Annotated in this window: 21 protein-coding genes, 1 tRNA gene and 1 pseudogene; 13 read left to right on the top strand and 10 right to left on the bottom strand. The window is 40.8% G+C overall.

The window, feature by feature from the left end:
- Positions 1-41 precede the first annotated feature (41 nt).
- Both FTU64_RS05360 and aqpZ read left to right on the top strand, forming a co-directional pair.
- The gene (locus FTU64_RS05360; protein WP_180059355.1) at positions 42-1,052 is read left to right on the top strand and encodes an AraC family transcriptional regulator; all 1,011 of its coding nucleotides are present in this window, start codon (positions 42-44) and stop codon (positions 1,050-1,052) included.
- Between the two features lie 165 nt (positions 1,053-1,217).
- The gene (gene aqpZ / locus FTU64_RS05355) at positions 1,218-1,916 is read left to right on the top strand and encodes an aquaporin Z (RefSeq protein WP_180059354.1); all 699 of its coding nucleotides are present in this window, start codon (positions 1,218-1,220) and stop codon (positions 1,914-1,916) included.
- Positions 1,917-2,013: 97 nt separating this feature from the next.
- On the opposite strand, the gene FTU64_RS05350 is transcribed toward aqpZ, so the two are convergent.
- Together FTU64_RS05350 and FTU64_RS05345 are read right to left on the bottom strand one after the other, a co-directional pair.
- Positions 2,014-2,262, bottom strand: a complete 249-nt coding sequence (locus FTU64_RS05350) for a hypothetical protein (RefSeq protein WP_180002780.1) — start codon at positions 2,260-2,262, stop codon at positions 2,014-2,016.
- 117 nt (positions 2,263-2,379) lie between these two features.
- Entirely contained in the window at positions 2,380-3,468 is a 1,089-nt protein-coding gene (locus tag FTU64_RS05345) for a DNA/RNA non-specific endonuclease (protein ID WP_078193159.1), read from the bottom strand.
- 263 nt (positions 3,469-3,731) lie between these two features.
- Here FTU64_RS05345 and FTU64_RS05340 point away from each other — a divergent pair, with 263 nt between their 5' ends.
- A complete protein-coding gene (locus FTU64_RS05340; protein ID WP_180059353.1) occupies positions 3,732-4,448 on the top strand; it encodes a hypothetical protein in 717 nt (238 codons plus the stop codon).
- Positions 4,449-4,650: 202 nt separating this feature from the next.
- Here FTU64_RS05340 and FTU64_RS05335 read toward each other — a convergent pair whose 3' ends face one another.
- Complete coding sequence (locus FTU64_RS05335) at positions 4,651-6,531, bottom strand: potassium transporter Kup (RefSeq protein ID WP_078193161.1); 1,881 nt, start codon at positions 6,529-6,531, stop codon at positions 4,651-4,653.
- 122 nt (positions 6,532-6,653) lie between these two features.
- Between FTU64_RS05335 and FTU64_RS05330 the strand changes: the two genes are divergently transcribed.
- The 10 genes and pseudogenes from FTU64_RS05330 (at position 6,654) to FTU64_RS05290 (ending at position 13,998) form a co-directional block, all read left to right on the top strand.
- A tRNA-Ser gene (locus FTU64_RS05330) sits at positions 6,654-6,744 on the top strand.
- A gap of 211 nt (positions 6,745-6,955) precedes the next feature.
- Positions 6,956-8,245: an integrase arm-type DNA-binding domain-containing protein gene (locus FTU64_RS05325; RefSeq protein ID WP_068535170.1), complete on the top strand. Its 1,290-nt coding sequence runs from the start codon at positions 6,956-6,958 to the stop codon at positions 8,243-8,245.
- Positions 8,246-8,277: 32 nt separating this feature from the next.
- A complete protein-coding gene (locus FTU64_RS05320; protein ID WP_180059352.1) occupies positions 8,278-9,342 on the top strand; it encodes a hypothetical protein in 1,065 nt (354 codons plus the stop codon).
- A 99-nt stretch (positions 9,343-9,441) separates the two neighbouring features.
- Positions 9,442-9,729, top strand: a complete 288-nt coding sequence (locus FTU64_RS05315) for an AlpA family transcriptional regulator (RefSeq protein ID WP_068535178.1) — start codon at positions 9,442-9,444, stop codon at positions 9,727-9,729.
- A 2-nt stretch (positions 9,730-9,731) separates the two neighbouring features.
- Complete coding sequence (locus tag FTU64_RS05310) at positions 9,732-10,427, top strand: phage antirepressor KilAC domain-containing protein (protein ID WP_180059351.1); 696 nt, start codon at positions 9,732-9,734, stop codon at positions 10,425-10,427.
- Positions 10,424-10,738, top strand: a pseudogene (locus tag FTU64_RS16485) (hypothetical protein). The gene FTU64_RS05310 and the pseudogene FTU64_RS16485 overlap by 4 nt, the downstream one beginning before the upstream one ends.
- Entirely contained in the window at positions 10,735-11,280 is a 546-nt protein-coding gene (locus FTU64_RS05305; RefSeq protein ID WP_180059350.1) for a hypothetical protein, read from the top strand. The pseudogene FTU64_RS16485 and the gene FTU64_RS05305 overlap by 4 nt, the downstream one beginning before the upstream one ends.
- 149 nt (positions 11,281-11,429) lie before the next feature.
- Complete coding sequence (locus FTU64_RS05300) at positions 11,430-12,254, top strand: helix-turn-helix domain-containing protein (RefSeq protein ID WP_180059349.1); 825 nt, start codon at positions 11,430-11,432, stop codon at positions 12,252-12,254.
- Entirely contained in the window at positions 12,251-13,624 is a 1,374-nt protein-coding gene (dnaB, locus tag FTU64_RS05295) for a replicative DNA helicase (protein WP_180059348.1), read from the top strand. Before FTU64_RS05300 ends, dnaB begins: the two co-directional genes overlap by 4 nt.
- Before the next feature lie 2 nt (positions 13,625-13,626).
- Entirely contained in the window at positions 13,627-13,998 is a 372-nt protein-coding gene (locus FTU64_RS05290; RefSeq protein ID WP_218950839.1) for a hypothetical protein, read from the top strand.
- A gap of 160 nt (positions 13,999-14,158) precedes the next feature.
- Here the strand turns inward: FTU64_RS05290 and FTU64_RS05285 are convergent, their stop codons facing one another.
- The 7 genes from FTU64_RS05285 to FTU64_RS05255 form a co-directional block, all read right to left on the bottom strand.
- Positions 14,159-14,611, bottom strand: coding sequence for a hypothetical protein (locus FTU64_RS05285; RefSeq protein ID WP_180059347.1), 453 nt, complete (start codon positions 14,609-14,611; stop codon positions 14,159-14,161).
- Entirely contained in the window at positions 14,586-15,530 is a 945-nt protein-coding gene (locus FTU64_RS05280) for a hypothetical protein (RefSeq protein WP_057089962.1), read from the bottom strand. The genes FTU64_RS05285 and FTU64_RS05280 overlap by 26 nt, the downstream gene beginning before the upstream one ends.
- A 222-nt stretch (positions 15,531-15,752) precedes the next feature.
- Positions 15,753-16,184: a hypothetical protein gene (locus tag FTU64_RS05275; RefSeq protein WP_180059346.1), complete on the bottom strand. Its 432-nt coding sequence runs from the start codon at positions 16,182-16,184 to the stop codon at positions 15,753-15,755.
- Positions 16,185-16,195: 11 nt separating this feature from the next.
- The gene (locus FTU64_RS05270) at positions 16,196-16,780 is read right to left on the bottom strand and encodes a hypothetical protein (RefSeq protein WP_180059345.1); all 585 of its coding nucleotides are present in this window, start codon (positions 16,778-16,780) and stop codon (positions 16,196-16,198) included.
- Positions 16,781-16,845: 65 nt separating this feature from the next.
- Positions 16,846-19,371 (bottom strand): hypothetical protein, encoded by a 2,526-nt coding sequence (locus FTU64_RS05265; RefSeq protein WP_180059344.1) that lies wholly within the window; start codon positions 19,369-19,371, stop codon positions 16,846-16,848.
- Positions 19,368-21,998, bottom strand: coding sequence for a hypothetical protein (locus FTU64_RS05260; protein ID WP_180059343.1), 2,631 nt, complete (start codon positions 21,996-21,998; stop codon positions 19,368-19,370). The genes FTU64_RS05265 and FTU64_RS05260 overlap by 4 nt, the downstream gene beginning before the upstream one ends.
- 8 nt (positions 21,999-22,006) lie before the next feature.
- Complete coding sequence (locus tag FTU64_RS05255) at positions 22,007-23,986, bottom strand: hypothetical protein (RefSeq protein WP_180059342.1); 1,980 nt, start codon at positions 23,984-23,986, stop codon at positions 22,007-22,009.
- Positions 23,987-24,042 lie beyond the last annotated feature (56 nt).

Genomic DNA, 24,042 nt, shown 5'->3' with positions numbered 1-24,042 from the left:
TATCATTGACAAAACACGACAAAATTTAGAATTAAAAAAATATGCAACAACTCAAGGACTATACAGGATCAGTCTATGGAGGACTGGGCCATTTGCTCTATGCTTATCACCAAGCTCAAGGCATTGCTATTCCTGAAAAACTGAATAAAGTTCAAAACTTAGAGCGTTTTGATTATGCCGTTTGGCGTGATTTATTGATGGATTTGGACCAAAAGATCCAAAAGCCAGCGCTGGGTTTAGAAATTGCAGAACATGTGCAACCCAAACATATTGGCATCATTGCGTATATTGCCCTGTCCTGTGAAAACTTAGGCGAAGCGCTGCTCCGCTACCATGATTTTCATCGCTTAATCTTCGATGGTAGTCCATTGCTGATTGATATTCAAAATGATTTTTTCTCGATCGGTTGGAATGATTTACCCATGAATATGGCCAATCAATTGACCGATGAAATTGCGATTGCCTTAATGCTGCAGTTTCTAAAATTATTCATGCGTTTTGAAGATATTAATTTACACGAAGTGCATTTTCATAATCCTGCACCGAAAAATGTCGCTCAGTATGAACAATATTTTCGCTGTAAAGTTCGATTTTCCCAAGAAAAGTCGAAGGTTATTATTCCCATTCAAGAACTGTCTCGCCCCTTTTCCCAAGGCGATCAGACCTTACAAAAACTGTTAATGCAACAGGCACAGTCTTTATTGGAAAAGCTGCCGAATACCACGCAAATCGACCAACGCTTACAGCAAGCCATCTTAATGGGTTTACAAAAAAATCAGTTCCAAATTGAACATGTCGCTACTCAACTGAATCTGTCCGTCCGACAATTACAACGCCATTTACAACAACAAGGCAGCACCTATCAGCAACGCATGCAGGAGGTCCGCTGTATGATGGCTGAAGAATTTTTAAGAGACCCACATTTAAGTTTGCAAGAAATTGCGCTACTGCTGGGTTATTCAGAACAGAGTGCATTTCAACGTGCTTTTAAACAATGGCGAAATTTAACCCCACAGCAATGGCGCTTATCGCAAATTGAAGCAGCAAGTTAAAATGTGACGCAGTTATCATTTTATATATTGTGATTTTCAGCAAAATCCATTAAAGCTATGCATATTCAATAAATGAATAAAACAACACTTCACAACTATATTGCACTCATGCTGAGTGAAAGATTGAAAATCTATTCCAAATGACAAAAACAAATGGAATTTTAAATGAATAAATATTTAGCAGAACTGATCGGTACGTTTTGGCTGGTCTTTGGTGGTTGTGGTAGTGCGGTCTTGGCTGCGGCCTTTCCTGAACTTGGCATTGGCTTCGCAGGCGTGGCACTGGCCTTCGGTTTAACGGTGTTAACGGCTGCTTATGCGCTGGGTCATATCTCAGGGGGACATTTTAACCCTGCCGTGAGTATCGGCTTGTGGGCCGGTGGTCGTTTTGAAGCGAAAGAACTAGCACCCTATATTATTTCTCAATTGCTGGGTGCAACCCTCGCCGCATTTATTCTATTCATCATTGTACAAGGTCAGGCCGGATTTACAGGAGTCGGCGGTTTTGCCACCAATGGCTATGGTGAATTATCTCCAGGTAAATACTCTATGCTCTCAGCGTTAGTCATTGAAATTGTGCTGACGGCTGGCTTCCTGATTGTGATCATGGGAGCAACGGATAAACGTGCCCCTGCTGGATTTGCCCCAATTGCGATCGGTCTTGCGCTTACATTGATCCATCTGATCAGCATTCCCGTCACTAATACTTCGGTCAACCCAGCGCGTAGTATGGGTGTGGCATTCTTTGCTGAAACTGCTGCGCTATCACAAGTTTGGCTATTTTGGGTAGCCCCAATCATTGGTGCGGTGATTGGTGCGGTGATTGGTGCGGTCATCTATAAACTGATGGCAAAAGACGCATAAATAGAAGAAGACACCATAAAAAAGCTCACAATCTGTGAGCTTTTTTTCATTCATCCCGAATTGAGCTTTGCTTCCTTCGACGGTCGATGACACAGCTTTAAAGAAATGGATTTTCTACTTCGTTTTCTTCACCGCCCTGCGCTATTTTTTCAGCTAAGTTGGTTTCTGCCTCAAGCGTGGTCACCACATCATTGAAAAATGCCTGTAAAGCTTTCGCTGCAGCTAAACCTGCTTGGTCTTTCGTCACCTGTAAATTGCCATAAATATTAATTCGATCTTGGCCATTTTCTAGTGTTAAGTCATGAATTGCATGCGACGCAGTGTCATTTTCAAATGCTTTGAACATGATGGATATCCTTCTTTTTTGTTGTAGTGATGCAGCAATAGAAATACGTGAAAAAGATTTCAACTGCAAGCAATGATCCTCTTCATCGCTCGCAGTTCAGCGCTATTATCTACTCAATTATTTCAAAATCTGTAGCAGATATTGCAGAATTTCTTCAATCAATTGTTTGACCAAGGCATCTTGATTGTTGTCATTTTCACTGCTTGCCATGGATGTCTCTCCCACAGAACCACCACTCGATTTAAACTCTTTTTGCAAACTTAAAATCTTGTCTTCTGCGACATCTGCAGCACACTGGCTTTCAGCATCCCAATGCAAATAAGCGATATCTTGATTTGCTTTTACTTGGGTGGCTTTGAGTGGCAAACGGTAGGTATTACGCTTTTGGTCTTCAGTTAATTCTGGAAAGAAATTAATTCCAGTCAGTTCTTCTAGCGCACAAATACTCATGACTTTGACTGTCGGTGCCGTATCACGCAAGGTATTGTCCGCATAGTACACGCCTGCAACACCTTTTTTCGGCAAATAGATCGCCTTATAAGTAGCGGTCGGCACGATGACCCCTTGCCCGATGGTTTTTAATTTTTTCGCACTATATACCGGCCCCGTTACCACATAGACATCTTGCTTTTGTTTGGTCACTATCGCCCGTGTGGCTTCTTCTAACTCACGCCACACTTGCTGATTATTTTTTGGAGCTTGCGGCACCATATTGGCCAAAGAAAAACTATCTAACTGCGCAGCTTTATTGGGCATATCGGCATTTGGCGCCATGTGTCCACGGTCATAGCCTGAAGATTTATAGTCTGACAGCAAAGCCCGATATTCAGACGGCACGCGAGTCTCTTCATGAAAGTTATCTTCACGCGGAATTTTTTGACTCAGGCGTGCGGGGGTTAATGCTTCTGCAACCCAAAGCGGTGTCTTGGATATCCCTGAATACATGACATTAAAGCCATTAAAACACAGTGGAAAACTGTTTTTATGTAGGCTTTCACGGACCAAATAAGGTGGCACTTCACGATAAAATTGGTCCAAACAGGCGCTATTTGAAGTGCTGCTCATAGAAACAAGTTGTTGAATTTTTTCTTGCCCGAAAGCAATAGCAAAGCTTCCTGTTGCCACCAGACCCAACAGCACTTTTATGCCATTTTGCCCAAATAACTGTGAAAGTGGATTTGCTGAATTGCGTTTCTTTTTGACCATGACTTACAACAATGACTTCTAAAAGGACTATTTTTCCGCAGCTTAGCAAGGGTGCATATTTTAGTACACTTTTCTTTTTTAATTTGCTTAACAATCACACAAATATTGTTTAACAAAGCAGCAGTTGATGTAACTTTATGTCGCAGTTGTGCAGGTCTTTATAGGAAGTCATGAAGCAGTTGCGTATGTTTCATTGAATTCGCCTCAAGAATTATGACAAGGTAAAAATACGAAAAATTGCGATAAAAATATACGGAGTGATTATGCATTCTAAAATTTTAGGTTTAGGTTTAATTTCAGGTTTAATGAGCGCAGCAGCATTTGCAGAGCCGCCGATTCAACCCGGTGATACATTAGAAAGCTTATCTAAAGTCAAAATTGTGACCACCGTGAATGGTCAACCTGGTTCCATTCAGGACTTAGTTTCAAGTGGCCAAGTTCAATTGGTTGAAGCTCCTGCCGGACAAGTCAATGCCGCTGCAACAGAACAGCCCTTAAACCCTGAACAGGCTCAGGCAAACCAAATCGATCCGAATGCCCCTGCAGTCCCTGCAAATGCTGAACAAGCCGTGACTGAAGCGGAAAATGCACTCGCAAATGAACAACAAAGTGTAGCTGCTGCACCTACAGAGCAGTCCGTTCCAACTGAACAAACAGCAGTGGCCAATACACCTGAAGCCGCGGTAACTGAAGCACCTGTGGAAACAGCACAGCAAGCACCTGAAGCCGTATCAGCGGATAACAACGCTGCACCCGTCATTGCCTCTTCTGCAGAAGCGCCAGTGAATGCCGATAGCGCATCGGCTTCATTGCCTGAAGCTCCTCAAGCACAACAAGATGCTTTTATGGCAGCACCTGAGACTCAAAGTGTAAATCCTGCAGATGCATCAATTCAAGCCAACCCAGAAGCACCTGTTGCTGACGAAGCCATCCAAGCTGCGCCTGAAGCCTCTGCAGATGTAGACGCGACAATCAACTAATCAGCGTATTTTCAAGGATCAAATAACGCAACATCTTCATTCTGTTGTTTTGCTCGCATACTTCTCCCAGGAAAAAGCAACAGAATGATCTCTATGTCTTTGGACTAAAAAGTTTAATTATTACAGATAAAAAAAAGCCAGAATTGATCTGGCTTTTTCGTGTCTAACTTTTAAATCTATGCCTAAAAGTTCAATCTACGTCTTAAATTTCAATCTGACTGCCCAACTCAACCACACGGTTGGTTGGAATTTGATAAAAATCGCTGACTGGACTGGTATTTCGCTGCATAGAGATAAACAGCTTTTCTCGCCAAGGTGCCATGCCTTCACCCAAGGTATGAATAATACGGTCTCTGGAAATAAAGAAACTGATTTGCATTAGATCAAATTCAAATCCCAATTCACGATACGCATGCTCCAAAGCGGCAGGAATATTCGGCTGATCTTTAAACCCATAAAACATCGTGATTCGATAGAATCGATCATCTAGTTTTTCCGTGATCACCCGCTCATTTTCGGGTACAAATGGCACATCTCGGGTGTTGACCGTAACCATAATATTGCGTTCATGCAGAACTTTGTTGTGCTTAATATTATGCAACATGGCATGAGGCACGATCTCAGGCGTTCCTGTCAAGAATACGGCATCACCTGGAACAAACTTGGTTTCACTACCCATGCTGACACTGCGAATAAACAGGTCAATAGGCAAAGCATCTTTACCGAGCCGATTGAGCACCAATGCCCGTCCATCTTTCCACGTCATTAAAATCGTAAACAATACCGCACCAATCAGGATTGGAACCCAACCGCCCGCTGCGATTTTTAATGATGTCGATGCAACAAAAATCAAATCAATCAATAAAAATGGAACTGCAAAAATCGCCACTTTCCAAACCGGCCAACGCCATAAACCATAAGCTAAAACTGAGATCAAAATCGTACCGCAGAGCATGGTCATGGTCACAGCTACGCCGTACGCACTGGCCAAATTCGCACTGTTTTCAAACAGCAAGATCAAGATCAGCACCGAGATAAACAATGCCCAGTTAATAAATGGTAAATAAATCTGACCACGTTCAACTTCAGAGGTATGTTTCACTGTCAAACGCGGCAAGTAACGCAATTGAATCGCCTGATTGACCATGGAGAATACCCCTGTGATCACCGCTTGAGAGGCAATCACCGCGGCCGCAGTTGCCAAAGCAATCATTGGATACAATGCCCATTCAGGAATCAGCATATAGAATGGATTGGCTAAAGCTTCAGGATTACGCAGTAGCAAAGCACCTTGACCCGCATAGTTCAACAGCAAGCACGGCATCACCACAATAAACCATGCCAAGCGGATTGGGAGTCGGCCAAAATGTCCCATATCGGCATAGATTGCCTCACCACCCGTCATCGTCAAGATAACCGCACCCATAGTCAAAAATGCAACATAAGGCTGCTGAACCACAAAATTGAAGGCCCAATGTGGACTGATCATGGTCAATACAAATGGCGTTTGCGAAATACTCCATAGTCCAAAACCACCAATGGATAAAAACCACATGAGCGTTAAAGGCCCAAAGAATTTACCCATCGTGCCTGTGCCATGGCGTTGCACTAAAAATAGCCCCGCTAAAATACCGATCGATAAGGGTTGCAGCCATTGGTTAAACATCGGCGTCGCAATACTTAAGCCTTCAATCGCGGATAACACAGAGATTGCGGGGGTAATGATCCCATCACCAAAGAACAAAGATGCCCCAATAAAGCCAAGGGCAATCAGGTAGATTTTTTTGTTTTCGGCAATTCGTGTGGTTCGTAGATTCAAGGCCAACAGCGACATAATACCGCCCTCGCCATTGTTATCTGCGCGCATGATGATGCTGACGTATTTAAAACTAATCGTCAGCATGATGCACCAGAAAATCAGGGACAGAATACCCAGCACAGACGCTTCGCTAATCGCCAAGTGTGCTGTGAGGAAACATTGGCGCAGCGCATATAATGGGCTCGTCCCAATGTCTCCGAATACTACGCCCAAAGCTGCCAAGGTGATGGCAGGCAATGCGGCTTTTTGTGCAGTACTTTGCATATAATTGTCTTCAATTTAGACAGGATTTTTGCGAATCATAGCACCGCTCAAGATGTTTTTGTCTAATTCAATTGTTTCTCTTGGCAGAATATATTTTTTTCGCTATTATCCACCGCGCAAAAGGTGAAGTGTCCGAGTGGCTGAAGGAGCACGCCTGGAAAGTGTGTAAACGTTTATAGCGTTTCGAGGGTTCGAATCCCTCTTTCACCGCCAAATTCGACTTTTACGGTAGTTCACCGTAGTGCAAAAGGCTTGATCTTAAAGGGGTTGAGCCTTTTTTTATGCCCGATGCACTACGGGGAATAACGGTAGTATACCGACAACTTTGTCGGTATATTTGTCGGTATAAATCCAAATCAGCTAAGTTTTGACCGAAAACTCTCCAAAAGCGCTGATTTTATACCGACAACCAGGAGAAATCAGAATGGCAAAACAGTCTAATAAACTAACTGCTAAAGAGGTTAAAAATCTTAGCTTTGATGTGAGTGGGGCAAAGAAGCAGAGACACCCGGACGGCGGTGGACTGTATTTATTGATTGATGAAACAGAAGCGAAATACTGGCGAATGGATTACCGTCGACCAGTAACTCAAAAATATAACACCCTGGCAATCGGCACCTATCCAATGGTTAGCCTTGAGCAAGCAAGATCTAAACGTGATGAATTTAAGAAGATGTTGTTAGATGGCATCGATCCAGCTGAGCAACGTAATAATAAGAAACGTGAGCAACTTCAAACCTTAGAGAATACTTTCGGTAAATTTGCTGCAGAATGGCTAGAGATCCGTAGACACGAGGGAAAGGTAGACCACGAAACAATTCGCAAACTGAATAAAGATATATTGCCGTTTATTGGAAAGTTACCGGTTGCAGATCTGACCACTGAACAGCTGGAACGTGATGTGACTGATGCGATTATTGAACGTGGTGCACTTGAATCAGCGAGACGTATTAAGTCCATTATAAACATGGTACTCAAGCTTCCATTGAAGCGAAGAATCATTACCTACAACCCTGCTCCAGACATCATTCTTCCCCAGCCGACTAAAGGCAATCATAACGCTGTGACGGATGAAAAAGAGCTGGCAGATCTGTTGCGTAAAACATGGCGTTTAACCAAAGACTTTCCACGTACGAGAATTAGAACTGAGTTAGCAATAAAGCTATCAGCATATATCTACCAGCGCCCTGGGGAAATCAGAACCCTACTTTGGGAATCGGTAGACTTTGAAAATAGATGCCTGTCCTTTGCAGCAAGTAAAACCAATCAAGACCACATCGTACCGTTATCAATTCAAGCGTATGACATTCTCAAAGAACTTGAAGAATTGCGGACCACTTCAAAATACGTTTTTCCAAGTGTCAAAACTTCATCTGAATGCATGAGCACAGACACCCTTACCCAGGTATTAAAACGATTGGGTTTTAAAGGGAAACATACAGCTCATGGATTCCGCGCAACGGCGCGAACACTCCTGGATGAAGAAATCGAATATAGAACCGATATTGTAGAGCACCAGCTCGCTCATAAGGTTAAAGACCCTAATGGCACAGCATATAACCGAACCAAGTTTTTACGCCGTCGACGCGAAATGATGCAGCTCTGGGCTGATTACCTCGACACACTTCGTCAAGGTGGTGATGTATCGAAATTCAAGCCAAATAATGACAGTGAAAATTTAATTCACTTTAAACCTAATACCAAAATGGCATAACTCTGCTGCGTTTTCTAAAAGGATAAATGGTCATGAGTAATATTAAAGATATTAAAAATCCAGCTCCTTTCTATACATTGAAAGATGCAGCAAAAGAGTTAAACCGAGCCTTGGAAGTTGATTACTATGATGCCAAGAAGCTATTAAATATGGCGTTGGTATATGACCTACAACTCTACATTTTTGTAAGAGGCTGGAAAGGTTACGCAGCCTACGGCGAAGAAATGTCGGAAGAATGGGAGGAGTATGCCGATGTTAATAAACATGGCGGATATACAAAGCTACATTTCGATATGGATGCCACATTAGAGGCCATTATTACGGCAAGACTTAATATAGCTTTACGTGAAGGGTGTCTGCTTGAGGTAACGCGAGAACTAATTAACGAATTAATTTTAAGAAAAAATACTGTTGCCGATGGTAGCTTAGGTATCTTTTTCAGCAATATTTTAGATATCCAAGATTCCTTTACAGGAAATCCCAAGAACCTTTTTTTAGAAGCCTTTAAACCACCTCTTCATCCTGAGTTGATACAAGAGCTCGGTAAATGCACCCTTACTGCAGATGTTATGGCTTCTGTAGAAAACATCAATATTGCTTGGATAGAACTCTGGGAGGAAAATACTCTGTTCAGCCATAATACTGTCACGCCCATTCCTGTGATCGAGAGTGCAATTGAAAAGGAAGGACGACTAGCTGTATCCCAAGCCCTATCTAGAACAGATATTCTAATAACTCACTATCAACTATCCAGAATTATTGAAGGCTCTTTAATTCAAAAAGACACACCAGTTGAAACTCGTGAAACTTTGGCCAAGAGAATAGATCTAAAGCCCCGAGGAAAAAGCCCCGCCAAAGAGCGTGCTCAATTAGCAGCAAAAACTTTAGCTACGTATCTATGGAATCAAGATACGGATAGAAAAATCAAAATTAAAGAAATGACTTTCATGGTCTATGCTGAGTTAAACCAGACTGAACACCACACTCAATTACCAGATCATCCAATATCAATAAAAGATTGGATTAAAGAAGTAGCTCCTGAATATGCTAGAGAGCCTGGAAGGACCAAAGAAAAACCTATATCAAGTGAAACTTAATATAGATCAAGTGGAACTTTCCATCTATTAACACATAAGAACCGACAACATACTACCTCTAACGCCGTTGCAGTACGAAACAAACGTTAGAGGTTTTTTATGTCTACTCATCAACAAACTACAGCACCAAAAGGCTTTTATCGCATGTCCCAACTTGCGACTACTGCACCACGCAAGGAACGTACTTACACCGCAAAAGATGGAACAACTCGAATTATTAAAGCTCGCCCTGAACGTCAAGGTCTGCTACCAATGGGTGAAACAACCATCTGGGATAAAGTGCGTGCTGGTGAGTTCCCTGCACCAATCAAGCTAACCGAACGAATTACAGCTTGGCGCATAGAAGATATTGAAGCGTGGATGGCTTCAAAAGGATTGGAGGCTTAATAATGAATGCTTCTATTAATGTACTTTTTCCATCGCAACAAATGCTGAGTTCAGATATCGCTAGCCTAACTAACATCCGCTTAGATTCTGTCAAAAGAACTATCGAACGTTTAGCTGAACGCCGTGTTATTACTTTACCACCAACGGTGGAAAAGCCTACAAATGGCCGTACAAGTACTGAATATGTGTTTTCTGGTGAACAAGGAAAGCTTGATTCAATTACTGTGGTTGCGCAGCTCTGCCCTGAGTTTACCGCAGCAATTGTAAAACGCTGGTATGAGCTTGAGCAGCAGACTCCAGCATTCGATATCAGCAATCCTCAGCATCTCCTGCAGGCCATTGAAGTCCAAGCTAAACAGAATCTCCAGTTAAGTGCTGAAAACCAAGTACTCTCAAAAGCCATCGAAACAATTACACATACAGAGCACGGCGTTAAGTTTCAGCAAGCCTGCAAAATTTTGAATGTTAAGCAGCAAGAACTGGCCGAATGGCTTCGGAAACATAATTGGGATCGGTATCTAAACAATGCCAGGGCTTCAACTTATTACAGTGAAAATCGCGGCTACTGTGAAACTAAGTATTCACTCAAAGAAGGTGTAAAGCCTTCAGGTCAATCATACAGCTACACACAGACTGAGTTCTTCATATTGCCAAAAGGCATGCAGATCCTAGCTAAAAGGTTTGGAGAGCGGCCATGAATTTTCAAAATATTTTATGTTTAAGGCTTCTCAAATCAAAAATGATCGGCTATATTGATCGTGTTCGGTGCAAAATCATCGAATTAGCTTTGGTCGGCTATGAATACACAAGCGCATACAGTCCGCTACGGGCTTTTTTTATGCGTAAAATCTCTATGCTTCTGCATCTCTATGGTGAAGCTGGAGAGGGACATCTTCGGATGTGCAGGTCTCTTGTGTTCCTGTCGACCAACCCTTTTCAGCTTTGCCACCCTCACTTGGTCGTGACTGGTAAAGCTCCTAAACAAACACAAGGAGCGTATTCATCATGAACGCTAAAGTTAAAATTTCAGAACAATTAGTCCCATTTTATAGCTCTAAAAAACTCTTAGATGCTTACGTTATAGCTCTTGAAACAACATCTCAAGTTCAAACACTTATCGACCGAATCGGTAAAAGTATAGTTTTTCTAAAATCTGCACATGTAAATGAACTCCACGCGAGTGCATTTACAGAATTAGAAAGTCTTCTCTCAATTGCACGTCACCTTTCTGACGATTTCAGTAATACATTTGATATTGGACTCGAAGAATACAAAAACTCAGTTACTGAAACTGAATGTGATGCTGGAGATTTGCTAGAGCCATATGGTTTGGCTTACGAAGTATCCACATGGCTTTCAACTTTAATTTATCAAATGAAAGATGAACTAATTACTGTAAAAAAATCATCTACAACGCTTTGTGATGCAGTTTTTGCAGGCTTAGAAAATCTTATCAACATTGCAGACTATTTATCTGACAGTCATAGAAATACTTTCAAAATTGAATTTGAAAAATATGAAGCTCAATGGGAGGCTACTAAAAATGCATAAGCCTCCTATTGCTACTGAGAAAAGTATAATTCAACTCAATAAAGAGCCTAATCCCCCCTCTTTGTCATCAGCATATGCTGAGTCAGTTCGAATGACATCTGAACGCCTCTTTAAAGCCGTGAAAAAAAATTACCGGCAAGGAGGCTCAAGTGAGCATTGATGCAACTCGGTGGGCCTGGGCTGTTTCAGTAAATAACTCTTCACAACGTCTCGTTCTGCTTTCATTAGCAGACCGAGCCGGAGAAGATCATACGGCATGGCCAAGCATTGAACGGCTTGCCAAAGACACCGTGCTGGATAAAAAAACTGTCCAAAAAGTTCTTATAGAGCTTATTAAACTTCAATTAATAATCGATACCGGTGAACGAACAGGACCAACTAAACGGGTAAAAATTCTAAAACTCAATGGTGTAAAAGGCCGTGAAGAATATACCCAAAATCGGGATGATTTAAACTCCAAGAAAGATATTAAATCTAAAGCTAATCAACCCAAAAATGGGAATATTAAACAATCCCAAAATCGGGATTGTTCCAATTTTGGGAATAATTCCGAAAATGGAGTTTTGAATAATCCCGAAAACGGTACTTTAAACGACCCCAAAAACGGGATGCAGAACCTATCAATGAACCGATCATTGAATCTCTCTTGTGAACATGACTGGATTCCTAATCTTCATTCGTTAGAAATCAAACTCAAAATTGCCGGTCACGAAAAAAATACTGCTTTGATTTTTGGATTACCAAGCTTTGAATTTGAACTGAGTGCATTCAATTCTCATTTCGATGGACAGGTCATGTCTGATGCCAAGAAATTGCATAAATTCACGGCATGGATCATAGATAAATTTGAACGTTATAAAAAAGTGAATCCACATTATGTGAATCAAGCTGAACTCTTTACTGAAGCAGCTGAGCAACCAGCTATTAATTTGGCCGATAGTAAGCCTAAAAGTTTACTAGGGAGCATGCAGTGAATACCAATACTACCCCAATTCATAACCTACAAATTGAACAAGCTGTCCTTGCAGCTTTGATGACGGTTTCTGGCTCTTATGCTCAAATTGAAAACCTACTGACTGAACAAGATTTTCACGCAACACGCCATAAACTGATTTTTAACGCAATTGTAGACCTTGATGCAAAGAACTCACCATATGACGCAGTACTCGTCAAACAATGGCTTGAAACGCATAATCATGGCGAGGCTTCGGGCGGTGAAAAATATCTTATGCAGTTAATGAGTGACGCCCCTTCCAGTTTTTACAATCTGCAATCGTATGCAGAAAAATTGAAGGATTTAACAACTTGCCGACAAGTCATAGATGAAGCTATGAAGGTAATTCACCAGGCCAAACATTTAACAATTAGCCGTGGTGAGCTAGTCCAAAATGCTCAAGCTGCTTTCGCAGATCTAAACACAGAGTCGGGGGGTGAGTCACTGGTTCATATTCATGATGCTGCATCCAATACATTTCTTGAGATGCACCGCAAGATTGAAGCCGCACTTGCTGGCAATTCGATGATTAAAGGAATCCAGACCGGTATATATGACTTAGACAAAAAGTTAGGTGATGTCGAACCTGGATGTCTAATGGTAGTGGCTGCACGGCCCGCGATGGGTAAAACTACGATGCTCCAGCTCATTGCAAACAATGTAGCAGTCATACAGAAAAAGCCTGCCCTGATCATGTCTGGCGAAATGCCTAAAGAGCAGATCGCCATGCGTCTCTGTTGCGCGATTGCACCGGCAGATATTGGGGTAGTACGCAATTCCCCTCATCTGTTACCTAAAAATGAATTTACGGCGTATACAGATGCTGTGGTGATGCTGAAAGAAGTGCCAATGCAGATCAATGATACTTCCCGACCATCTATTGCAAATATCAGGGAATCTATCCGTAAAGTAAAACATCAATATGGTTCTATTGGTGTCGTACTTGTCGATTACCTTCAGATCATGAAAACAACAAAGCAGTTCGCCCGGGAAGACTTAAAGATTGCCTATTTCACAGGTGAACTTAAGGCTATGGCCAAAGAGTTTGAGTGCGTCATTGTTCTTTTATCTCAGCTCAATCGTGAATTAGAGAAACGGCCAAACAAAAGACCAATGATGTCGGATCTACGTGAATCAGGTGCAATTGAGCAAGATGCTGACCAAATTGTTTTCTTGTACCGAGATGAAATTTATAACAAGGAGTCTCAATACAGGGGTATTGCCGAGGCCATTATCGGAAAGAACCGACACGGCGAAGCCGGCACCGCTTATATGCATGCTCAGTTAAAATACTGTCAATTTACGAACTTAGACCCAGAAGCCTTATTACAAATCCAAGGAGTTCAGTGATAATGTTTACAAATGATTGTGGCCTGGATAGTACTGCCTTTAAAAAACCAAAGGATGCTCGTTTTATTAACTTAAAAACAAAGAAAAAGGTTAAAGATTTTTTGGTTAAACGCCGCGGTTACAAACGTCCAGACTTCAATCGAATGATTCTGGACTTAAACAAATGCGGCTGGACACACGAAAAGATTGCATTTGTCTTACCAGTATCAGGTGCTTCAACAGTATCTGAATGGGCGCGCGGTGGCGTACCTAACTATGAAAATGGTGAAGCACTTATTGAGCTGTGGCGAGCTGAAACAGGTGTTAGCCGTGAACCTCGTGAAGGTGAATGGGCTACATACCAATATGAGATTGGGCAATTAAAATTACTTTAAGTTTAACTTTACGAAGTACCGGGGCTCATATAATTATTTCACTTGTACCCAACTTATAATTCCTTATATAGTTTTACTTCGATGAAAATAAAAAAGCACAATACGAAATTGTGCTTTTTCATAAAATTATGATGTCAAATTTATGCCTTAAAATGAATCATTAAGATCTAGTTTTGTCAGAAATTTCAAAACCTAATTTTTGTATTTGGATAAAGTTAGCAATAAAATACAGAATTCCTAATATATTCAACGTAATTGCTACGTAAGAAATTTTTACTATTATTTCTATATCTTTAATAGTAAATAATTCCAACTTCGCATTCGGATTCAATTGAAAGAAAAGATAAACTATTGAAATTAAGAAAAAATATACAATATAAGAGTTTCTTACAGAGATTACATTTTCTTTAATACCACGATAATAAACATCATTTTTAACCTTATCTGGATTCAAGGTACATAAAACACCCATTCCAATCGAAAACATAATTCCCGAAATAGTATAGACAGTATTCAAAAATGATTCTTTAGGATCATTTTCAAAAAATGAAGCGCATATAATTGATAACACCAAAAATATGGTGCTACTAATTAGTAGTTTTCTTACGTTCATTGTCCAATTCTCTAAGCAACAAGGCCATTTGCTGCGAAATCTGAGACTCAATTAAATGGCCACTATCGGTAGTTTCTATAGTAACCTCTTTTGTTCTCAAAATTTTTCTGCCTTTAATTATTTTTTTGTTGTTTCTAGTAGTAAATTCAAAATTTTCTAAATCTGCTACTGGCTTTAGAAGTGCTCCGAAAGCTCTTTTAATTTTTTCATCATCGTCTTTTTTAGGCTTTCTGAATTCAATGATAAGTTTTGCAGATATCATTTGTTCCAGTTCATGTGTTGATAGATCCTTAGTATCACTCAAAGCATTAATAACAGAATCTAGAGCAGCTTTGGTTAGATCGAATGCTGATTTTTTATTATTAGGTTTATCCCCTTCATTAGATGAATGAAAAACAGGATCACGGACAATAATATCTTTAATTTGTGATAGTTCTGGCATTGCTTCATCAGCAACCATAGGATTTATTTCGTATAACTCATTCAATAACCAATTTAGATATGTCTGTAATCTTGTAATTGTTAAATTACCAGGTAAATTAGTGACTAAAAAATTATTATTTACTGCAAAGTAATAGTGGTTTTTATAAATAGCTTCAGCATCTACTGTACTATTATGTAGTTCTGTAAGAGTAAAATTTTGCTTTGAAAATAATGTATTATCAACATGCTGTACATTATTACCTAAAGCTACGCGAAGCATCGTACAAAAAATAGGATCTGGATCTTTACTGTTTTTTGCAAAATCTGAAATTAGATCTTCCTCTTCTTGAGGGTCTTCAGCATTCAATCGCATTCTTCTTTCATTTACCGCTATAGAGCTTGTTAAGCATACTCTTAACTTATCCCCTAAATCAGATTGGCTTTTATTTACATCTGAATTTATGATTTCAAAAGCCCTCAATTTTACCTTAGCCATTATTTATACCCCCTCTTAATTAAAAAGAACATCTTATGATCATCTTATTATTCAAACAACAAATATATAAAAGGCTATTTAGATAAGCATTAGACTTCTTGCGTTAGTCAAATTTTAAGCAGCCAAAAGCTATATTTTATGAGGTTTTAGCCAATTCAAAATTAGATAAAACTATACTCTCGCAAGAGGTCTATTAGTACTTGGGATATAAATATAATCCTATTAATTAACTTTAAATTTCATCGGCTGAAAGTCATCAATATGAACTTTCTTGGCCTTCAGTAGATCTTCTCTTTTACCATCTGCGACCAGGACGGCGCGCTTAACTTGAACTGTCCAAGTGCGACTCGCTCCGCACATAGTCTCTGATTCGATAAAGACATTCCCAAATGCTTTACCTTGAAGGTTTTGTATATCGCCGTAGGTTATTACATTCTCAGAAGTCCCCTGCACTCTGCCGGATTTATCTTTTGCCACCAGGTCTAAATACAGTTTGTCATAGGTCCCAAGAAAATCATGGATCGTCACATCCACTACGGCGGAACAAATTCCTGAGTTTACATAGCTGGTTTTTGAATGCTGGAGAGTGATAGGTGTAGCCATAATAAATGAGCTGCATATAGATATTATTATCCCCAAAAGTAGTCGTTTCATTGGATCAGCTCCTAATTATTCAATTCGATCATTTTCTTAGCGAATAACAATGATTCTTCCAAACCATTCAGATTAATTTTTTCTGCTTTGTACTGAGAACCTTCTTTCCAAGAAAAACTCAATACGCTGGCTTCCTTTAATTGCCTAATAAAAGTCTCTGCAGACATACCGTGAGGGATTGCACTTACAGGCAAAGTCATAATTTTTTTATTATCGATCTTATAATTGATTTGGGTAACAGCTATTTCCTTAGGCTTCTCGAATCTAAAAACAACATCATGCCCATCAGCACTACTACCTATGCCAAACTGACCTTGTTGAGTAAAGCAAGTAAATATCTGAAGCCCTTTGTCAAAAGTATGCTGACAAGTTGTAAACCAAATGTCCTCTTTCTTGGTTGTATCTGGCACAAAGCTGAAGATTATGCTGGGCTTGCCTTTTACTTGATCTTCATCGATGAAATAAGCTTGTTTTTTAATTGGATCAACATATTGCTTTTGGTATCCCTCAGGTAATTCAATACCATGATTTGTCTGCCCTGCATTCGCAGCTAGTCCCAAAACAAATAAAGTGAAACCCGTGATAATTCTTTTCATTCTTACTATATAGCTTTCTTAAGTACTATTTTGATAATACAAAAAAGGAGCCGAAGCTCCTAATTTTATTCTGATAAATCCCACCAATAGCTATTACCCAAGTTCTCAAGCCGCTGCTGTGTTCTTGGTAAATAATCAGGATCAATCATATTCTGCATTTTGGAATACAGCATTCGATCTACGACCAGCTTACTGTACCAAAGGTTCTGCAATGGGATATTGCTCTTAAGGGTATTAGCCACTTCCATCATCCGGGTAGACTCCTTACCCTCAATTATGTTGTTGCCCATACCGGTCAGCAGCATACCCAGCTTCATGCTTTGGCCTAATAATGGGCCACTGATAAAGTCTGATGCACTTCGACCGGTTGGATCTGAAAGTGCAGACATGATGTCCCCCAGGAAGGAAAGCCCGCCACCTTTAAGAAGTGACTTACCAAAGAAATCAATCGTAAATACCGGCTCTGGATTCTTACCATTGGCCAAGTTCTGAGTCTGAACGATCAATGCACCTGCTAAAGTTTGATAAGCCAGTAGCGAAGCTAGGAACGTCACCCGACTCTTAATATCTCCCTGGGCAAAGGCACGATGACCAATACGGAACATATAAGCCAATGGGAAGCCTTTGAACTGAAATAAGGTTCGGCCTAATTCCCCTTGGATGGTACCAGCTTCGCCCAAGTTAATGATGCTACGTTCACGTACACCTGCTTCAATAATGGCTACCGATTCTTCATTAAAGATATGAGTCTGATACTTCATGGCAGCTTTATAGCGGAAGTCAGCAAGTGCATTAGCATTATCCTGCTTATCCAATGGCAAGAACTTCTTAATCACATCATCAGGTACATTAAAGAAATCATTCTGAGTAAGTACCGCCGTCCCATCTTCACGCTTACTAGGCTCTAGCTGTTGCCATAACTGCCAGTCACGTTCAGTAATACCGTTCCCCTTTAGAATTTTAAGATCATCAGCACCAAGATCCTTCCAATCCGTTTTACGGGTCATTTCAGCAAGCTTATTCATATGCACTAGATTAAGTGCCCGTTTCGCTCCTGCAGTAACAGCATTCAATCCTGATAATTTCATTGTCATTGCTGCAAATGCTTGCATACGTGCATTAAAACGCCCTGACTTTGTAGCACTACTGACAATATCAGCATCACCGAAGCGAGTCATAGAGCCTGCCATTTCATTAATTCCCAGGCCAAACCGTAAAGCTTCATCACGTGTAGCACCCTGTTTTAGCTGCTTCATATATTCAGGGAGAATGGATTTGGTATAAGACAGGCCCAGCATATTAGCGACCTTCTTCATACTGGCATGGTCACCAAAGGTCGTCAGCGTGGTACCACCTAATTTAGATGCAACCATTAAGGCGCGTAGACCACCCATAACGTTACCTAAGGTTGAATCAATCGCCCGGGTATTGGCATCTAGTGTGTTATACATAGATAAGGCACGATGGGCCTGCTTATCAATTTCACCATGCTTCAGACCATTCAAAGGATCTGCCTTAAGCTTGATCTTGGCTTCATCCAATAGAGATTCAAACGTATGACGAGGATTGGATCCAAGGTTCTGCATCATTGCCACTTCCGTACTCATGCGCTGAGTATGGTTTTTCAGAATCTCATGAAAGCCCGCCTCGTTATAGGTCCCGTACTTATTCTGATATGCCAGCCATGCATCACCGTCTTTAAAATGTAAAGCACGCGCTTCTTGATGACGGTTTGCCATCTTGGAGCGACCACCTACAGGCGATGCTACTGCTTTAGCCTGTTTATTCAATACCAATAAGTCTTTATTCGCACCGTTGGTTGAAATAGTTTTATAGATATCTTCAAGCATAGATTTAAGCTCTAGCTCACCCATAAGCTCACCAGTATCTTTAACATACTGATTTCGATCCAGGCCATCTAATGCATCATTTACCCATTCGGCCTGGTCGGTTAAAGCAACTTTTTTCTGATCATGGGAAGTCATAAAGCCAAAGTTATCTAACTTCTTAATATTCCCACCAGCACGGTTGAAAGCTAAACGCATTTCCTCTAGGGCTGCACTTACTTCCTTGGCCATCGCCGTAATTTCTGGATTATCAGATTTACCGCCAAACATGACCCGAATAATGTCATCTGTCATAGCTTTGTTTACGGACATACCAAAACGTTCTTGCGTTTTAGTAAATACATCAGCGACTAAAGACATCCAACGGCTATGCAAAGCTTGAGATTGCTTCTCTATAGACTGAATACCACTTTGATCCGAAAAATAAGCAATCTTCCGCATTAATGCCTGAACAGGATTTAGTTTAGGGTGGTTATAAATTTCCGTCTGCAGCTGAGCCTTAATAACAGCATCTCGAGCAATATTCTGATTATTCTTAGCAATCTGCACAGCGAGATCTGAAGCAGTCTTCTGCGCAATTGCTTCAGCACGTTCAGCAGGACTTTTAAACATCCAATCAGGATCTGTGCGTGCCAATGTATTTTGAGCCCGAATATACAGTGATGAAATACGGTTGCTGTCTGCTGCATTGAGTCTTTTTTTACCTAAAGCCTTTGCGACCTGTTCTCTACATTCTGCTCTCATGCTGCTTCACTCCCATATCTTAATGCACAGCTGGCTAAGGCCTTCACTGCCTGAATTTCATCTTTTGCGATTTCTTCTTGCTCTTTGACATAATCTAATAAATCACGAGATGACATCGTTACAATCGCTTCATCCCCATTTTCATCCAAACGGGTAAAGGTCACTTCCATATCAGGATCTGCTTCCAAAATTGAAACTGCTTCCCGACCGTCTGCCGTGTCAGTGAATGCGCCGTACTCCCCTTTACCAGACTTGGTTAAATCTGGTGCACCATCAACTTTTGATTTGCCAGGATTCCAGAACTCCCGCTCTAATGCCTGGGCTGCTTTATGCTGCACTGAAGTTAATTCAGGGTTATCTGTCTTACCATTAGCGGGATGGGCAAATAGATCATCTCCATTACGTATGGCCTTTACTGGGCTAATGGTGCCATCCTGATTAACTTGGCGCTGGAATGTCGTATTAGAAGTACTATTGTGCAGCTCTTGAATAATCCCTCCATCATCCATTGACCGCTCTCGTTTAAGGTAATTTTGCGATCTAGTTGGAGTCCAATTATCTACTCCCGCGATAATTGAGTTTTGCTGAATATTTGAACCTGATGTTCTGGTATTGATATCCAAAGTATTCAATTCTGGATCAGTAACAATAACTCGCTGTTGCTCTGGCTCGAACTGGTAAAGATCAGAGTCCAATGCATCCAAATTACGGTTGGCACTATTACTAGGCCCAGATAAATCGACTTGAGGCTCAACATACGGCGTTCGGTAGGCTCCACCTTCCGAATACTGATAATGCGCTGTAGCCTTGAGGTATTCCAAATCCTCTTTAGTCAAAGGAGAGGATAAAGCTTCAAACTCCTCTTGAAGTGATTTAACACTATGTTCATCTGCACTGAGTACAAAAGGCATGGCCTCAATTTCAGCATCAGACTGGGACTTGTAAGTAGGCGGTGCTGCTATATCAGACTCAAACTGTGGGAACTCTGATTCGCTCCCTCGAACTTCGGTAGATCTTGCTGAGGTATCTGCACGAACATCACTATAAAGACTCGCAATTTCATTCCAGCGCTTTTCGTATTTAGCCTTTACCTGTCCAACAGTCATGCCATTAAACTTATGAGAGGATGTAATTTCTTCTGCTATTTGACGTGCAGTTTTTTTACTGTTCCCTTTGCTCCAGCGTGTGGCAACATCTACAAAAAGCTCGTTATCGTTAGCCTTTAAAAATGTTGGTCCACCACCTTCGCCAAAGAAATGCAAGTAATAAAGCTCTAAACCATTCGGCTCCCGATTAAAGTGACTACGAAAAACCTTGGCATTATGCTCGTAGTAATTCAGGCCTGCTTTAATCTGATCATTACCATCAAACTTATTCTTACCCCCCATACGGGCAAAAGTACTGTCTAGTGTCTGAAATAAGCCTGTTGCGGACGATAGTAACTTACCATCTCTATCCCTTGGTTGAATTGAAGTACTAAAAGTGCCACCAGTTTCCATATGAGAAATGACCAAGGCATCTATTGGATTAATGCCTCGTTTAGAGGCTTCCTGAACAATCGTTTTTGTCCAAGGTTTTTTATCAAATACAGGGTTAGTCAAAAGCTCCGCTATTACTGGCGCTTTATGCTCATCAGTATTGATAGCGCTTGGTCTTACAATAGCTTTCGGTGTACCTGTTATCGGTACAACAGGTGCAGTGGGTACAGGTACTTTAGGTGTTCCGGTCACTGGTGCTTTTAAGCTTACTAGCTCATCATTCAATGCGCTTTCCATGGCACTATCCAATGCATCAAAATGTGAGTTAGCTTCTTTTGCATTAGTTGGACTGAATGGATTCGTGCCCTCTGCATGCTCTATATTGGCCTGGATATGAGCTGCATCATTCATAGTATCTACATTACTATGATCTTTGATCTGATCTGGACGCAATCTCCCCTTATTGGCCCATAGATTAAGAAGTAAAGCCATTCCGCCATTTGATGCCAATGTGCTTGGACTGGTTGCATTTTCCTTTAATGCTTCGCCATATTGGGCAACCTTTTTATTTTGATGATCTTCAAGGTATGAGCCCTCAAAATAATCACCAGCTGAACCGGCAGCAGTTGCTATAGCAGTTGTTGCTACAGCATCAGCAACGGCAGACTTGGCAACGCCATGCGTAGGAATTGCAAAGCCTAATGCATCCGTTACGCCTTTAATTGCACCAGCCGTTTTAGCGGTGCGGATATCAGCACCCTTATTGATTAAGTCTGATTTTTCAGCCTCATAAGTCTGAAATCCAAATAGCCCAGAATTTAATGCAAGGCCTGGCACACCACCTGTACCTAAAGTAGTGAGGGCATTCCATCCTATACGGGTGAAATCTTTGGTTAGACCATAAGTAAACTCACCAGCTCCCCCTAAATCATCAGGCTTAAAGATCTCAAGGTTTTGCGCTCTCAAAGATGCTGCTTTTTTGTCACCACGTATTAGAGCATCTGGTGCAGTAGCGGCCTCAATGGTCCCCATAGCAACGCCAGATACAACACCTAAAGCACCATCACTAAATCCACCGCGTTCACTTTTAGGTTTAAAGCGGGGATCATCCTGATTTAACGTTAATTCATCATCTGCTAAAAAATCCATGGATCACCTCATCGAACCGTAAAAGTTAAGCGTGTTTTGCGCTGTTTATCGTTTACGTCCATGACGTATTTGGTACCATTCTTAAAATAATATTTGTACGGATTACTTGGATCCTGCTCCAGAGGTAAATCCAAAAAGAAGTCTTTATCAGAGCCGCCATAAGCTCTAGAATTTCTGGAGTTAAAACTCTCTAATTGTTCACGAAATGACTTTTCACCTACAGTGTGAGGTCTTAATACAACTGACTTGGACCCAAAGAAACCACCAGTTGTGAATTTCCCACCCGTCACATTTATGACTGCTTTTTTAAATAAATCCTCATCAATAGACTTATTTAAAATGCTTCCTTTAGAGTCAGCTACTTGCCCTGACTTCTGAAGCAAATATGCATAATTCGCCTTCACTGATTCGAAATAGATTTCAAAATCTGGTTTACCTGGTGTGGTTACGCCGGATAAATAACTTGCAGTTTCAGCTCTTAGCGAATTGTCATCAACTTTGACTAAGTTCTTATCCAGCAAATCTTGGCCAGTAACAATTTGCCCAGCAATATCATTTAACCCTCGGCGACCTAATGATGCAGATAAGCGATATGAACCACTATCTCCAGCAATACTTTTAATCATGTCACGTGATGCATTAGCATTGCCTGCGCTAGATTTAGAAAGCGTGGTCAATAAACTCAGTTTGTCACCTGGTTTAGCTTTTTCCCAAAACTGCTTTAATTCAGCTTGTTGTTGGGTAGAAAATGGAATTAATGAACCCACTGTCCCATTTAGAACATTGTTTGCATGAATAGATTTAATATTTTTAGATATGGCTGAAATAGCATTAGGGTTGCCACTTAAAATTGCATTAGTAGGTACAACTGTCAGATCCTGACCGGTTTTAATCGAATACGCCAAAGTTGAATTATTTTTCTCATAGCCGAGCATATTCTCGTGCGTTTTAGACAGAAGACCTAACTTCCAACTCACATCTTTAGCATTATCCTGCGCTGTATTTTGTGCTTCTGAGCGCTTTTTGCTGAGATATGCTTCGCGTTCATCTGAACCTAGACGCATGAATTGTTGGACTTCCACCAAAGCACCACTGAGCTGAACAAATTCAGGCTCTTTTTGAGTTCCCCGCACACGTGCCAAACGAGACTTGATCACTGCCTCACTTGGAATTAATCCAGTTTCAATGTCTGCCTTCATCTCATTAACAGCATCTTTGGCATCATCTTCTAACTGCTTCTGCTGCAAAGCATTTGCACGGTTATTCTGATCCATCTGAGTGAGTGCACGACCACTCCAATAGACAGCTTGTTCCTGAGTCAAATTAGGATGTTTTTTTATTACAGCTTCAGGAGTTGATAGTTCAGTCAGCTTTTCATTGTCGGACTTATTCCCTAAATAAAAAGTCGTTACATCATTACCAGCGCGATTATTTTTATATTCGTTGAAAGTATCCTGAACATGAGCCACCGGTAAGCCTTTGGACTGTGCATACAAAGTCAGGCCATTCCAAACCTCATTTTCAGATGTATTCGGGTTTTTTAAATAGTTTTCTTTCATGTCCTTAAGTTGAACAATCGCTTGTTGTTGTTCTGATTTTTGCGCGACTGGTAAATATTTTGAGGCACTTTGATAAGAATGCTGTTCAAAATAGTTATTAAAATTTTGCTCAAACTGCTTAGGTACAGTAGTCTTATACTGTGTCTTAATTGACTCAAGGCTATCCTGTCTTTGCTTTACAGCATTATCGTAGGTCAACTCCCCGCTCTGCATTTTTGTGAGTAAATCATTATCTACAACACTAATATCTGCACCAATCTTAGATGACTGTAATGCAAAATCAGCCTTCTCTTTTTTATCTTGTTCTTCTTTACGCGCATCAACAACATTACCGATAGCTTGACCAATTGAAGACAGCCCAGTCATTGGGGTGTGTTGCTGTAAAGTTGGCTGTGATGTTGCACGGCCTTGAGATACAGGTATACGCATTATCGTTGTTCCGCAAATCTATTGAATAGATTTAATGTAGAGCAGAGCTAATCCTC

The sequence above is a fragment of the Acinetobacter sp. YH12128 genome, from assembly GCF_013418655.1.
GTDB lineage: Bacteria > Pseudomonadota > Gammaproteobacteria > Pseudomonadales > Moraxellaceae > Acinetobacter > Acinetobacter amyesii.
The sequence above is the reverse complement of the archived record's forward strand: the minus strand, read 5'-3'. Positions and strand labels throughout refer to the sequence as shown.

Coding starts and splice junctions, on each gene's coding strand:
- FTU64_RS05360 (WP_180059355.1), top strand. CDS start 42: ATGCAACAACTCAAGGACTATACAGGATCAGTCTATGGAGGACTGGGC.
- aqpZ (WP_180059354.1), top strand. CDS start 1,218: ATGAATAAATATTTAGCAGAACTGATCGGTACGTTTTGGCTGGTCTTT.
- FTU64_RS05350 (WP_180002780.1), bottom strand. CDS start 2,262: ATGTTCAAAGCATTTGAAAATGACACTGCGTCGCATGCAATTCATGAC.
- FTU64_RS05345 (WP_078193159.1), bottom strand. CDS start 3,468: ATGGTCAAAAAGAAACGCAATTCAGCAAATCCACTTTCACAGTTATTT.
- FTU64_RS05340 (WP_180059353.1), top strand. CDS start 3,732: ATGCATTCTAAAATTTTAGGTTTAGGTTTAATTTCAGGTTTAATGAGC.
- FTU64_RS05335 (WP_078193161.1), bottom strand. CDS start 6,531: ATGCAAAGTACTGCACAAAAAGCCGCATTGCCTGCCATCACCTTGGCA.
- FTU64_RS05325 (WP_068535170.1), top strand. CDS start 6,956: ATGGCAAAACAGTCTAATAAACTAACTGCTAAAGAGGTTAAAAATCTT.
- FTU64_RS05320 (WP_180059352.1), top strand. CDS start 8,278: ATGAGTAATATTAAAGATATTAAAAATCCAGCTCCTTTCTATACATTG.
- FTU64_RS05315 (WP_068535178.1), top strand. CDS start 9,442: ATGTCTACTCATCAACAAACTACAGCACCAAAAGGCTTTTATCGCATG.
- FTU64_RS05310 (WP_180059351.1), top strand. CDS start 9,732: ATGAATGCTTCTATTAATGTACTTTTTCCATCGCAACAAATGCTGAGT.
- FTU64_RS05305 (WP_180059350.1), top strand. CDS start 10,735: ATGAACGCTAAAGTTAAAATTTCAGAACAATTAGTCCCATTTTATAGC.
- FTU64_RS05290 (WP_218950839.1), top strand. CDS start 13,627: ATGTTTACAAATGATTGTGGCCTGGATAGTACTGCCTTTAAAAAACCA.
- FTU64_RS05285 (WP_180059347.1), bottom strand. CDS start 14,611: ATGAACGTAAGAAAACTACTAATTAGTAGCACCATATTTTTGGTGTTA.
- FTU64_RS05280 (WP_057089962.1), bottom strand. CDS start 15,530: ATGGCTAAGGTAAAATTGAGGGCTTTTGAAATCATAAATTCAGATGTA.
- FTU64_RS05275 (WP_180059346.1), bottom strand. CDS start 16,184: ATGAAACGACTACTTTTGGGGATAATAATATCTATATGCAGCTCATTT.
- FTU64_RS05270 (WP_180059345.1), bottom strand. CDS start 16,780: ATGAAAAGAATTATCACGGGTTTCACTTTATTTGTTTTGGGACTAGCT.
- FTU64_RS05265 (WP_180059344.1), bottom strand. CDS start 19,371: ATGAGAGCAGAATGTAGAGAACAGGTCGCAAAGGCTTTAGGTAAAAAA.
- FTU64_RS05260 (WP_180059343.1), bottom strand. CDS start 21,998: ATGGATTTTTTAGCAGATGATGAATTAACGTTAAATCAGGATGATCCC.
- FTU64_RS05255 (WP_180059342.1), bottom strand. CDS start 23,986: ATGCGTATACCTGTATCTCAAGGCCGTGCAACATCACAGCCAACTTTA.